Origin of the sequence: Streptococcus sp. DTU_2020_1000888_1_SI_GRL_NUU_041A, assembly GCF_032387735.1 — a bacterium.
Taxonomy (GTDB): Bacteria; Bacillota; Bacilli; order Lactobacillales; family Streptococcaceae; genus Streptococcus; species Streptococcus sanguinis.
This window is the reverse complement of the sequence record NZ_CP135591.1, coordinates 856,416-870,072: the sequence shown is the minus strand read 5'-3', so window position 1 is coordinate 870,072 and position 13,657 is coordinate 856,416. Positions and strand designations below refer to the sequence as shown.

7 protein-coding genes and 1 tRNA gene are annotated in these 13,657 nt (G+C 46.9%); 3 read left to right on the top strand and 5 right to left on the bottom strand.

Annotated elements, in window-relative coordinates; genetic code table 11:
* Window positions 1-15: 15 nt before the first annotated feature.
* The 4 genes from RSK81_RS04405 to RSK81_RS04390 form a co-directional block, all read right to left on the bottom strand.
* On the bottom strand, window positions 16-3,240 hold the full coding sequence (locus RSK81_RS04405; RefSeq protein WP_315687547.1) for an SP_1767 family glycosyltransferase: 3,225 nt from the start codon (window positions 3,238-3,240) through the stop codon (window positions 16-18).
* Window positions 3,241-3,583: 343 nt separating this feature from the next.
* A complete protein-coding gene (locus RSK81_RS04400; protein WP_315687755.1) occupies window positions 3,584-10,105 on the bottom strand; it encodes an accessory Sec-dependent serine-rich glycoprotein adhesin in 6,522 nt (2,173 codons plus the stop codon).
* Between the two features lie 206 nt (window positions 10,106-10,311).
* Window positions 10,312-10,399 (bottom strand) — tRNA-Ser (locus tag RSK81_RS04395).
* A gap of 38 nt (window positions 10,400-10,437) precedes the next feature.
* Complete coding sequence (locus tag RSK81_RS04390) at window positions 10,438-11,283, bottom strand: DUF695 domain-containing protein (RefSeq protein WP_268689398.1); 846 nt, start codon at window positions 11,281-11,283, stop codon at window positions 10,438-10,440.
* A 299-nt stretch (window positions 11,284-11,582) separates the two neighbouring features.
* Between RSK81_RS04390 and RSK81_RS04385 the strand changes: the two genes are divergently transcribed.
* Window positions 11,583-12,293 carry a hypothetical protein gene (locus tag RSK81_RS04385; protein ID WP_315687546.1) on the top strand — a complete coding sequence of 237 codons (711 nt, stop codon included), beginning with the start codon at window positions 11,583-11,585 and terminating at the stop codon, window positions 12,291-12,293.
* Here the strand turns inward: RSK81_RS04385 and RSK81_RS04380 are convergent.
* A complete protein-coding gene (locus tag RSK81_RS04380; protein WP_315687545.1) occupies window positions 12,274-12,474 on the bottom strand; it encodes a hypothetical protein in 201 nt (66 codons plus the stop codon). The two genes, RSK81_RS04385 and RSK81_RS04380, sit on opposite strands and share 20 nt — an antisense overlap.
* Window positions 12,475-12,763: 289 nt before the next feature.
* Here RSK81_RS04380 and RSK81_RS04375 point away from each other — a divergent pair, with 289 nt between their 5' ends.
* Window positions 12,764-13,114: a helix-turn-helix domain-containing protein gene (locus RSK81_RS04375; RefSeq protein ID WP_125352066.1), complete on the top strand. Its 351-nt coding sequence runs from the start codon at window positions 12,764-12,766 to the stop codon at window positions 13,112-13,114.
* An 18-nt stretch (window positions 13,115-13,132) separates the two neighbouring features.
* Window positions 13,133-13,513: an ImmA/IrrE family metallo-endopeptidase gene (locus RSK81_RS04370; RefSeq protein ID WP_315687544.1), complete on the top strand. Its 381-nt coding sequence runs from the start codon at window positions 13,133-13,135 to the stop codon at window positions 13,511-13,513.
* Window positions 13,514-13,657 lie beyond the last annotated feature (144 nt).

The following is a 13,657-nucleotide window of genomic DNA, read 5'->3' as shown; positions in this document are numbered from 1 at the left end:
TTCTTTTTCTAATCTTCATTCCTGAGCCAGATTGGCAACAATCTGACTGTCATAAGCTTGGTCATCTCTAAACTCAATATCCTGATCAAAGTTGTGCTCAGCCGTATGCTTGTGTGACAGCTTGACCTTGTGGCTAGCCCCCATCTGGAACCACTCATACTCTGAGTCAATATGCCCAATATCCAGGGCCCGATAACCTTCCTGAACCAGATCATAGACCAAGACCTTAGCCGTCGGACCTAGCATGGTCAAAATCAGACGATTGTCCGCATGCTCTCGAACAGCCTGCTTAATCGCATCCAGCTTGCTGTAGGCATTGCGAGAAGGACAAATAATCCGTTTGATGGATTTAGCTCCGTCAAAGAGGTCATTGCCCACACCAGAGCGAGAAGTCAAGCCCTCTACGATCAAGAGATCCTTGTCCTGCCAAAGCTGCTTAAGCTTTGCAAAATAGCCCGCAGACGGCGTCTTATCTTCCAAATCGATATAAGGCCGGGAAATAAAAGTTGAGCCATACCAAGGTGCTCGGCAGATATTTTTATATTTTTCAAGAAAATGTGGCAAATGATTTAGACTCCAAAAATTTTGGGCATCAATGGAATAGCGCTCTAGCCCTGTAAAGACATCAGGCAGACAAATCATCAAATGCTCATCGCTCTCCATAGACATCATCTCTCTCAAGCGCGCTGATAGTTCTGGATCAAAGTCCTGATAGACGATACTACGGCCCGCAATAAAATCCATCTCCCCATCTCCAAAGCGAACCACTGAAGCACCTTTCTCTAAGAGATAATCCAGTGATTGGTCGATAGAGAGTACAGAAATCTGCTGCTCCTCAGGATCGGCCAATCTTAGCTTCTCAATAGCCTGCACCATGACTTCAGGGTTATCAGCTGGAAAGACTTCCTGCCCCTGCTGGCCATGGGCTATGCTATCAAAGGCATAGACTGGCTTGCCAGCAGACTTAAAGCGAGCAATAATATCCCCTACCTCATCACCGGCATTGATATCCAGCAGCAGCTGAGACTTGGCTTCCAGCGACTCCAAGAGAGCCGGAATGCCCGCAATATCTGAACTGACGCTGACATTAGGATACTGGAGCAAACGCGTGATTGGCTCTGCTACCACTACCGGTGCAGCGATGTAGAAATGGCAGGCAGACAGGGCTTGAATCAGATAGTTGATATGCATCAGGTCACAAGAGTAGGTGTAGACTAGGCAGGACAGACTTGGTCCATCTTCACCTTCCACCATCTTTTGAGTCAGGGCTCCGACTGGCTCCTGCATATCCGACCAATCCAGCCCCTGATAGAACCACCAGACCTCACGATAGATGGACTGAGTGTACTCTTTCCAAGGCTTGCGCTCGGTCAGATAGTGAATCACAGGCGGATAGAGCCCTTTTTCTGGCTCATAGTCCGAAAAGGTCGTGTGCAGCGTAATGCAGTTATAAGCAAAAGGCAGCTCCATCCAGCGGTTTTCAAAGAGCATATTGAGAATGCTTTGGTCATCCTGAGTAACTTTATCATGTAGGTTATCAGTCATCTCAATCAATTGACCCGCAATATCGTTTTCTCTCCAGTAGTTCACATTAATTAGTAAAACACCTGAATTAAAAATCTGCTCGCCAAAGTATACTTCTCCACCCAGATCTCTTACCGCTCCAAGCGGATAGGAACCTAAATCGACTGCAAAAATTTCCGATAAATCACGTGTTACTACAATATCGCAGTCCAAATAAAGAGCTTGATCTTCCTCTACAAAAGTAGCCGTAAAATATCTCAAAAAAACTGAATAATGGATATTTGTCTTATATTGACTAATATGACTGCCATCCACCCGAGCATTGACAATCTGGCAGTCCAGCTTGGCCAGCTTTTTCCGCATGCTGACAAACCACTCTGTCGGAAAGTCACTATTGATGACATAAAACTTGATAAAGCGATTGTGGCAGACAATAGACTTGATCGTAGTTAAGACCTGCTCACTATAGGCAGCATTAGCCGCCAGCACCACAGCCCGAAAGGCTTGCGGCTTCTCTTTTTTCATCAGACTGCGCAGCTTTCTCAGCATCTCCTGAGGGTACTCATGGGGATAGACCAGTTCTTCCTTTTCATTTTTCTTAGTATTGTCAAAAGCCAGAACTGGCTTGCCAAGTGCCTTGAAACGACTACTCAGTTCATAGTGCTCGTTCCCATGGTGAATATCCAAATAGGCCTGGCACTTATCAATGAGCTCATCCAGCACTGCATGGATAACCTGCGGATAGAGATGGATATTTTCATAGCGATCCAAAGAACGCAGATAATCTCCCATATCTGTGTAGCAGGCGATGTGAAAATCAACCCTAGGCAGAGACTGGGCTAAAAATTCAATCTGCTCCAGCTCCTGTACATCTGTCAGGAGCATGCAGTTCAGAGCGGCCTTCTCCCAACGGTCTTGCATCTCAAACTCTCCCCGATGATGGGCTGAAATCTCCGCCAAGCTCAAGGCCTGAAAGTCCCACCAAAGCTGACGATAGCGATAGCTAACTTCCGAGTTCCAAGGCTTGCGAAAGGTGGTATAGTGGATAATCAGAGGTTCCTGATCCAGCTCAAAATGACCATTCCAGCCGCTGTAAAAGGCCACTAAGTCATGGCCTACCTGCAGATTGTAAATCTTATCCAAGGGCAGCCAATCCTGAGCCAGCACATGATTTAAAACCGTCTGATCGCCGTTAAAATCCTCCATCTGGCCAGACTGGACCAAACCCATGATGCGGTCCGTCTCCTTGATAAAGATCTCCTGCAGCTGCCTTTCTTTCCAAGCTCGATTATCAATTAGCAGAACGCCAGAGTTAAAGCCATAACCGCCGGCATCTCCAACCGCTGCCACAAGCTTACCTTCCAGAGGAATATCAAATAAAGGTTGCAAATCTCTATTGACAACTAGGTCGCTATCCAGATAAAGGACACGCTCCTCTACCACAAACTGCGGAATGAAATAGCGAGCATAGGCTGCTGAGCTGATATGGTCCTGCGTCAGCCACTCTGGACTGATAGTCACTTGGTCCAAGCTGATATTGACTAATTCACTGTCCAGCTGCTCGGCCAGATCATTAAAATCACGGAACCATTCGTCACTCAATCCCTGATTGAAAACATAGATTTTTACATTTTTATTGTAATATAAAATCGACTTAATTGTAGTCGAAATTTGCTCCTGATAGGCCTGATCCCCAACCAAAACAATCGTTTTCATTTCTTCCCTTACTCTTTCATTTCATAAACTCTAAAACATCATTTCTATACTTGATATTATATAAAATATTGTCCAAAAAATCTATATTCTCAGGGACTTTCCTGCAGAATAAAGGATACTTTTTTCTACTAAATTGTCAAAAAAACAGGAAGTTGTCAAAACTTCCTGTTTCTATTGCCTCTCGGTTTCTTTTTGCTAATTCCTAGTCTAGGATTTTAGGAAGCAAGTACCAGAAATTATCAAATTATTTCCTTAAGGCTTACTTTGTCCATCACTTCCACAGCTCACTAACAGAGTGGACTTTTGACGGACTAAAAGATAAACTGATTGGCTCTATTTACTGCTACTCCTCAGAGTCGCTTTTCTTTTTACGTCTCTTGAAGGCCAAGCCCAATGCTCCTAAGCCTAAAGCTAGGATAGAAGCCTTGCTCTCCGTTTCCCCTGTCTGAGGCAGACGACCTCTGGAAATCAGATCCAGCTCAGACTGTCTTGCTGAAGCGGACAGGCTTTCAGATTTGCTCTGACTAGCTGACAGGCTCGTAGACAGGCTTTCCGATACAGACTGACTGACACGAGCAAGCTCGCTGAGACTGACTGCTGCTGACAGTGACTCGCTTGTAGAAAGGCTGAGTGAGTAGAATTCCTTCTCATGAACCAGATCCAGCTGACTATGCAAGACTGAGGTGCTGGTGCTTACTGAGGTTGACTCACTTATTGACTGAGAATCGCTAATCGAAGCACTTTCTGAACCAGATAGACTAGCCGAAGTGCTGGCAGATTCTGAGACACTTACTGAAGCGGATATACTTGCCAACGCTAAAGCAGATGCACTTACTGAAGCGGATTCGCTCGTTGAGGCGGACTCACTTGCTGACGCTGATGCGCTGGCTGATACTGACGCACTCGTCGATGCGGACATGCTTGCTGATACAGATGCACTCGTCGACGCGGATGTACTTGCACTCGTTGAAGCTGAGGTGCTTGCAGACACAGAGGCGCTGGTTGAAGCTGACGTACTTGCACTCACTGTTGCACTGGTTGATGCTGATTCACTTGCACTCACTGACGCGCTCGTTGACGCGGACTCGCTAGCAGATACAGACGCACTCGTCGATGCGGACGTGCTGGCAGACACAGATGCACTCGTTGAAGCTGACGTACTTGCGCTCACTGATGCACTCGTGGAGGCTGACATGCTTGCGGACACTGACGCGCTGGTGGACGCTGACATGCTTGCTGATACTGATGCGCTCGTTGAAGCTGATGTACTTGCGCTCACTGATGCACTTGTCGACGCGGACGTACTTGCGCTCACTGACGCACTCGTGGAAGCTGAGGTGCTTGCACTTACTGACGCACTCGTCGATGCGGACGTGCTTACGCTCACGGACGCGCTCGTGGACGCGGACGTACTTGCGCTTACGGACGCACTCGTCGACGCTGAAGTACTTGCAGATACAGATGCACTTGTCGACGCTGAGGTGCTTGCACTCACTGACGCACTGGTTGAGGCTGAGGTACTTGCACTTACCGACGCGCTCGTGGACGCTGAGGTGCTTGCACTCACTGACGCACTTGTTGATGCGGACGTGCTTGCAGATACAGATGCACTCGTCGATGCGGACGTGCTTGCTGAAACTGATGCACTGGTTGATGCGGATGTGCTTGCAGATACAGATGCGCTCATTGACGCTGAGGTGCTTGCTGATACGGACGCACTCGTCGACGCGGATGTACTTGCACTTACGGATGCACTCGTGGAAGCCGATTCGCTTGCAGATACAGACGCACTCGTTGACGCTGATTCACTTGCACTTACGGATGCGCTCGTGGAAGCTGACGTACTTGCACTTACGGATGCGCTCGTGGAGGCTGATTCACTTGCAGATACAGACGCACTCGTCGAAGCGGACTCACTTGCACTTACGGATGCGCTCGTGGAGGCTGATTCGCTAGCACTTACGGATGCACTCGTGGAAGCTGACGTGCTGGCTGATACGGACGCACTCGTTGACGCGGACGTACTTGCGCTTACTGACGCACTTGTCGATGCTGAGGTACTTGCGCTCACTGACGCGCTTGTTGAGGCCGATGTGCTGGCGCTCACTGAGGCACTCGTCGACGCTGAAGTACTTGCACTTACTGAGGCACTCGTCGACGCTGAAGTACTTGCACTTACTGAGGCACTCGTCGACGCGGATGTACTTGCACTTACTGACGCACTTGTCGATGCTGAAGTGCTTGCACTTACGGATGCGCTTGTAGACGCGGACGTACTTGCGCTCACTGATGCACTTGTGGACGCTGAGGTGCTTGCGCTCACTGACGCGCTCGTCGATGCAGATTCACTTGCAGATACCGACGCACTTGTCGACGCTGAAGTACTTGCACTTACGGAGGCGCTCGTCGATGCAGATTCACTCGCAGACACAGACGCGCTCGTTGATGCAGATGTGCTTGCACTTACTGACGCACTCGTCAACGCGGACATACTTGCACTTACGGAGGCGCTAGTCGAAGCTGATTCACTTGCACTCGTGGAGGCCGATGTACTTGCACTTACTGATGCACTGGTTGAGGCTGAGGTACTTGCGCTTACAGATGCGCTCGTCGAGGCGGACGTGCTGGCACTTACTGACGCACTCGTCGACGCTGAGGTACTTGCGCTTACGGACGCGCTCGTAGATGCCGATGTGCTTGCGCTTACAGATGCGCTCGTCGAGGCGGACGTACTTGCTGATACAGAGGCACTCGTTGAGGCGGACGTGCTTGCTGATACAGATGCACTCGTGGAGGCAGACGTGCTTGCACTTACTGATGCACTTGTAGACGCTGACGTACTTGCGCTCACTGACGCACTCGTTGAGGCTGACGTACTTGCGCTTACAGACGCACTCGTGGACGCTGAGGTACTTGCACTTACTGACGCGCTCGTGGAAGCGGACGTACTTGCACTCACTGATGCGCTCGTGGAGGCAGACGTGCTGGCACTTGTTGACGCGCTCGTGGAAGCGGACGTGCTGGCGCTTACTGATGCGCTGGTTGATGCAGACGTGCTTGCAGATACTGATGCGCTGGTAGACGCTGACGTGCTGGCACTTATGGATGCACTCGTGGAGGCAGACATACTTGCACTTGTAGACGCACTTGTGGATGCTGAGGTACTTGCACTTACAGACGCACTCGTTGAAGCGGATGTGCTTGCAGAAACAGATGCGCTGGTAGATGCGGACGTGCTGGCGCTTACGGACGCACTCGTTGACGCAGACGTACTTGCTGACACAGATGCACTTGTTGAAGCAGACGTACTTGCACTTACAGACGCACTCGTCGATGCGGACGTGCTGGCGCTTACTGATGCGCTGGTTGATGCAGACGTGCTTGCTGAAACTGACGCGCTCGTTGAGGCGGACGTGCTGGCGCTTACGGACGCACTTGTCGACGCTGAAGTACTTGCGCTCACTGACGCACTTGTTGAAGCTGATGTGCTTGCGCTTACTGACGCGCTGGTGGACGCTGACATGCTTGCTGAAACTGATGCACTCGTCGACGCTGACGTGCTTGCAGATACGGATGCGCTAGTTGAAGCGGACGTACTTGCGGATACAGACGCGCTCGTGGAAGCGGATGTACTTGCTGATACTGAAGCGCTTGTCGACGTAGACGTGCTGGCTGACACTGATGCACTCGTGGAAGCGGATGTACTTGCACTTACGGACGCACTCGTGGAGGCTGAAGTACTTGCTGATACGGAGGCACTCGTGGACGCTGACGTACTTGCACTTACTGACGCACTCGTCGATGCGGACGTACTTGCGCTTACAGAGGCACTCGTTGAGGCCGAGGTACTTGCGGATACTGACGCACTCGTTGAAGCGGACGTACTTGCACTTACTGACGCACTTGTCGACGCTGAGGTGCTTGCTGATACTGACGCACTGGTTGAGGCGGACGTACTTGCAGATACGGATGCACTTGTCGACGCTGAGGTACTTGCACTCACTGACGCGCTAGTTGACGCAGACGTACTTGCTGAAACGGACGCACTCGTTGAGGCTGAAGCACTTGCTGAAACGGACGCGCTGGTTGAGGCTGAGGTACTTGCGCTTACGGACGCACTCGTCGACGCGGAGGTACTTGCAGACACTGAGGCACTTGTTGAAGCTGAGGTACTTGCTGAAACTGATGCACTCGTTGATGCGGATGTGCTTGCTGATACTGAAGCACTCGTGGACGCAGACGTACTTGCGCTCACTGAAGCACTTGTCGATGCAGACGTACTTGCTGAAACGGACGCACTCGTGGACGCGGACGTACTTGCGCTTACTGAGGCACTCGTAGACGCGGACGTACTTGCGCTGACTGATGCGCTCGTGGACGCGGACGTACTTGCGCTCACTGAAGCACTGGTTGACGCTGAGGTGCTAGCACTCACTGACGCACTCGTCGACGCGGACGTACTTGTACTCACAGATGCACTCGTGGAGGCAGACGTGCTTGCACTTACTGATGCACTCGTTGAGGCAGACGTGCTTGCTGATACGGACGCACTTGTCGATGCAGACGCACTTGCTGATACGGACGCACTTGTCGATGCAGAGGTACTTGCGCTCACGGACGCACTCGTCGACGCTGACGTACTTGCACTTACGGATGCGCTTGTCGACGCTGACGTACTTGCACTTACTGACGCACTCGTTGAGGCTGAGGTACTTGCTGAGACAGACGCACTCGTCGATGCTGACGTGCTGGCGCTTACTGACGCACTGGTTGAAGCGGACGTACTTGCACTTGTTGAGGCGCTGGTTGAAGCAGAGGTACTTGCTGAGACAGACGCACTCGTCGATGCTGACGTGCTGGCGCTTACTGACGCACTTGTTGACGCGGACGTACTTGCAGACACAGACGCGCTAGTAGACGCGGACGTACTTGCACTTACTGATGCACTCGTCGACGCGGATGTACTTGCGCTTACGGACGCGCTTGTGGATGCGGACGTACTTGCAGATACTGACGCGCTAGTCGACGCGGACGTGCTTGCAGATACTGACGCACTCGTTGAGGCGGACGTACTTGCACTTACGGATGCACTCGTTGAGGCGGACGTACTTGCTGAGACAGAGGCACTTGTCGATGCTGACGTGCTTGCACTTACTGACGCACTCGTTGAAGCGGATGTGCTTGCAGAAACAGATGCGCTAGTCGATGCTGACGTGCTTGCTGAAACAGATGCACTCGTTGAAGCGGACGTGCTTGCTGAGACTGACGCACTCGTCGATGCAGATGTGCTTGCTGAGACTGACGCACTCGTTGACGCGGACGTACTTGCAGATACAGATGCACTTGTGGACGCGGACGTACTTGCACTTACTGATGCGCTCGTTGACGCGGACGTACTTGCACTTACTGACGCACTCAGGGACGCAGAAGTACTTGCCGACACAGAAGCACTCGTCGATGCGGATGTCGAAGCTGACGTTAAAGCTGAACGACTTGATGCAGTATCCTTTACTACTCTATCCGCAGGAATAGTATCTGTAGAGTCATCTGGATAAGTAATGGTAACTGTTCCATTTGCAGAGACAGTAATTCTAGAAGCTTCTGGAATCTGAGGATTGGCTGCTCTTACTGCCGCCTCTACCGCATTTTTTTCAGTTGGAGATAAGTTAGAAAGACTATCAACATAAGTGACAGATGGATCTGTTGGATTATATTTATCAGTCTGTGGTCTAAACTTAATTACAAAAGGAATATTTGAAGAGATATTATTGTTAATATCAAAAGCTCTAATATGTCGAGTATACTGAGCGTTCCTTATATCAGCAGGCATTTGTTCCTTTAGTGGAACTGTACCGGACACTCTCACTCGTAACGGATTATCGGACGTGGCATTACCCGGTTCATTAGAAATAACCTCCGAAAATGTTAACCATGTAAGACCAACTATATTATTTTTATAATCCCTTTTACCAAGATTGCTAAATTCTATTCTTGTAACTTGCCCGCTATCATCAGTTATCTCAATATCAAATTCAAACTTCTCACCACGATAAACCACTATTTCATCGGGAACTGTAATTCTAGGTGGGGTTGTATCTGGAGCATTCGCTACTTCACGACGCGTTCTTCTCCGTCCTGTCTGGTTAGAAGCCTCTGTTGACTGCTGGCTACTTTCGGATCTAGCACTCTCTGATGTAGAGGTGGTAGATGTCTGACTGGCTGAGACTGACTCTGATGCACTAGCGGACGCACTAGTGCTTGCACTAACCGAATCAGATGTACTTGAAGACACTGAAAGAGACTCAGATACACTTAAGGAATCTGAGACTGCTTGAGATGTGCTGGCACTGATAGAGGCAGAGCTAGACTGTGACATTGACTCTGAAGCTGAGATGCTGGCAGAAATAGATGCACTGACAGAAGCACTTGCACTGGCTGAGGATGTATCTGATACAGACTCTGACTCAGTATGTGAGCTTGCCGTTGCGGTTGCTGCCTCAGCAGTACTGCTTTCTTCTCCTAAAACTGTTTCACCACGTGTCGCTAAAACGTCTGTCGTGTCAATGACCTTTTCCAGAGCCTGACCTTCTTCTGCATGGACAGTTGCGCTTGTCACAACAGCTCCACCCAGCACGGCTCCCGTGGCGACAATGCCCCTCAAAAAGTCTATGCCGCTCTTCTTATCGGCAACTTGTTCTTCCGTTACCTTGAGCTCGATCGATGAAAGGCCTCCCCCCTTCATTGATCTAAAAAGGCCGAACTGTGATGTCGCAGCACGCAGCCAATGCTTACCCGATTTAATCAGCTTAAAACGAGTCACACGCTCTACTTCGTGGTACTTACCTTTTTGACGTTTAAAAAACATAATTCTCCCTTTAATTTATATCCTTTTAAAAATCCATTAATCCCATTTTACCACACTATTATATAAAATGAACAATAATTTACTTATTTTTTTGCTGAAATTGTTTTCAAGCATTTCCAAAAAACTCATTTTCAAAAAGAATCACCTTATTTTCATAACCTTTTCAAATAGAAAAAACGCCAAATAGCGTTTCTTGCAACTTATGACGGAAGACATGGGATTCGAACCCACGCACGCTTTTACACGCCTACTGCGTTTCCAACACAGCCTCTTAAGCCTCTTGAGTAATCTTCCAGAAAAGAGAAAGACCAGCTTTCTCAAAACTTTAACCATTATACCACATTACAGCCCCAACCGCCATAGTTTCCGTTAAATTTTTTCACAAATTCAACCAAAGTCCAAACATTCTGGTTCAAATCAAAGATTTCTGTCGTATCCATACGAACCACGTGCAGCTGAAATGGTTTATCCGCATCTTCTATCTTTTCAGCAGATACGAGGCTATAGCCCAACTCTTCAACTTCCTTTAGGAAACCATCTCGATCTTCCTCAGACGCAAAATATGCCCAATGGTCAATCTCGCGCTCCTGACTATGGTCATCGCCGTCCTGCTCCAGCTGGTACCAGACCCGCTGGTTGAGAATGGTCTGATACTCGTATTCATTAGGATAGAGAAAGTCAAAGTACTGATTCCATTCCTCGTCTTCTAAGGTTGCTGAGTCATAGCGGCGGTCTGGAAAGTCGCGCATCACGTTTGCAATCGGCTCTAGATGGCTTTTCTTGTCTTGCAGATAGTAGTAAAACTCAATATTTCCATCTGTCGTAATCACACCAACATGAATGCCACCGACCTGGCCCAAAGCCTCAGAAAGCCGGTCCTCAATCACATTCAGCTCTTTAAACTCATCACTAGATGGAAAACCTGTCTCCCCATCGTACTGGAGGAGCGTTACCTTGAGCCTCATAGCATAGGAATAGAGAGGATAGGGTGCCTCATCAGCAAGAGCTAGATTCAGACGGATACTAGCCAACTTGTCATCAATATAGGTCGAGAAAGATCCCCACTCACTCGGAAAAGGTTCCTCAGCAGGCACATCAAGCACTGATTCTTCCACCTTTTCTACTTTCTCTTCCTCTTGCTCTCGCTTCTTACCAAACAGATTCTTAAAAAAACTCATATCAAACTTCCCTTAATACTTATGAAACCAACCCAATAGAAATACAAATATTTCCTTTGTCATCACTAACATCATTGTATTACTTTTTCAGACAGAAATCAAGATTTCCTGAACATCGCAAAAGCAAAAAACGCTGATTTCTCAACGTTTTAGAAAGACTTTAAAATAATGGAGCCTGAATGACTTCAACCTTTTTCATTAAACCGCTACTTAACCAACTCGATTCATTTTTTGTGTTGTTGGCTCATATATTCTCTTTTCTTTTCGTGGTATAATTAAATAAAAACGAGGTTTTTAATATGTACCGTTTTAATATTCCAGATAGCAATGATTGGCTCTATTTTTACGGCGTTGATGAAAAACCAACTCCTCTAGTAGCGAAGAAGTCAGCTGCAATTGCCGACTTAGTTTTTCCGGATATTTCCAAGGAAAAACTGATCATAGTAAACGGCCCACTATCCGGCGTCCCAATGCTTTTCCCGGAAAATCATATCATTTTTCTATCGACTGGCGGAGATCAATGCCTTGCCCAAACAGTTTTTCAGATAGGTCACGAACTTTGCCATTTCTATATCAAAGCCAATCAAATCAACAATGATATGTTTTGGTTTGAAGAGGTGCTCTGCGAAGTGTCTTCACATTATTTTCTGCATCAATATAATCTTCATACCGTTTGGCCGACTGATAATCAAACAATGCGATACGACGCATACAGTGCTATGATGTTTAAAAACCATAGCGAGGCTTTCGATTACAAAAAATTGATTTTCTATGACTCAGACATTACTCTCTACATGAAGAACAATTCAATCGATCGTGAGAAAAATAGATTTTTAGCTTCGCTGCTTTTCCCTATCTTTCTCAAAAAACCTAATCTTTTCCAAACTTTGCCGAAATTAAGAAATTTATACGGCTTAAAAGACTTTCGTGCCTTTCTGAATGCTTGGAAAGACTCGGTTTTTGAGAATGATAAGGTAGCGGTTCAGGAAGTTATTCACATATTCCTTTAACACACATGTCTTCTAACTCTTCCTCGATTAAATTTCGATCGCTCATTGCTCCAGTAGGTGAGTAAAGCCCCACTTCTACCAATGTCAGGGCTTTTTTGACGGCTTCTACAGCTTCAGCGACTGTTGTTCTTTCTACTCTCTGTGTAGTCTTTTGGCTAGACGAATAATGTTTTGGTCTCATGGACTTTCTCCTTTCTTAATTTAAAAATTAAAGAAATAGAAAATTTTTTTGTTATATCGCTTGACAGTTTTTACACTAAGGCATAAAATGTAAGCATAATTAAAAGACTTGATAAAACAATACATCTATCAATTAAAAGCGCTCGTCAAAGCTATTTAATTTTTAGATAAATTTTTACTAAATCTTAAACTTGCAAAAACTATTTTGCGCTAGAGCATTGTTTTTTAACAGAAAATAATACCTTTTTATAAAATATTTTTTATCATACCCAAGAAAGGGCTTTGCAACAATGTTTTCTACACTTGAAAAAATAAAAGAACTATCCTATAAACGGCACATAAATCTACAAAAAGTTGCCGAAGACTTAGGTTATAGTGTAAATTATTTTTATTCACTAAAAGAAAAAACTTTAAAATCTGACCGTCTTCAAGAAATCGCAGACTATTTCGGAGTATCTACCGACTATCTACTAGGTCGGACAGATAACCCAGCTATCGCAGGAGAAAAAGCTCCAGAGCACGAAATAGAACTCGACGACTTGGACGGCCGCATCATGCTGTTTGACGGCAAGCCTTTGTCTGATGACGACAAGCGAGCCATAAAAGGCATCATAGAGGGTTATCTCAATAGCAAGAAATAAGTTTAGGTAGGGGAGATTATGAATAAAGAAAAAGAACTCTTGGAGCAATACCAGGTATCACTCCAAACTTTTGAGCCTGACCAATGGGCTGGGCGTGGTTTCTATGACGCAGAGACAAGGACTATTTTCTTGAACAGCTCCTTATCGCCTGCAGAGCGCCACAGAGTATTGCTACACGAATTAGGGCACTTAGAGCATATCTGCTCTATCTATCGTCACTCTGCCATGCGCTGCGAGAATGAAGCTAATAGGCACATGATCCATAAGCTATTAGAAGAACTCGCATCATCAGACGACCATCAATCATTTAACTTCTTGCGCTTTATGCAAAAGCATAAGCTAAAAACAGTAACAGATGAAATGATGGTTATTGATGAATATTTGGGTCTGATAGGATAACTACTGCTAATAAAATTTCTATAGAATTAGACATAATTTCAAAAAAAGTTGACAACTTGTAAAAAGTTTTTAAAAAGTGTTGACTTTTAAAAAAAAATAATTTAGAATGATGTTATTAGAGAAAAAAGAGTCGGTATCTCTACG

Coding starts and splice junctions, on each gene's coding strand:
- RSK81_RS04400 (WP_315687755.1), bottom strand. CDS start 10,105: ATGTTTTTTAAACGTCAAAAAGGTAAGTACCACGAAGTAGAGCGTGTG.
- RSK81_RS04380 (WP_315687545.1), bottom strand. CDS start 12,474: ATGAGACCAAAACATTATTCGTCTAGCCAAAAGACTACACAGAGAGTA.
- RSK81_RS04390 (WP_268689398.1), bottom strand. CDS start 11,283: ATGAGTTTTTTTAAGAATCTGTTTGGTAAGAAGCGAGAGCAAGAGGAA.
- RSK81_RS04385 (WP_315687546.1), top strand. CDS start 11,583: ATGTACCGTTTTAATATTCCAGATAGCAATGATTGGCTCTATTTTTAC.
- RSK81_RS04375 (WP_125352066.1), top strand. CDS start 12,764: ATGTTTTCTACACTTGAAAAAATAAAAGAACTATCCTATAAACGGCAC.
- RSK81_RS04405 (WP_315687547.1), bottom strand. CDS start 3,240: ATGAAAACGATTGTTTTGGTTGGGGATCAGGCCTATCAGGAGCAAATT.
- RSK81_RS04370 (WP_315687544.1), top strand. CDS start 13,133: ATGAATAAAGAAAAAGAACTCTTGGAGCAATACCAGGTATCACTCCAA.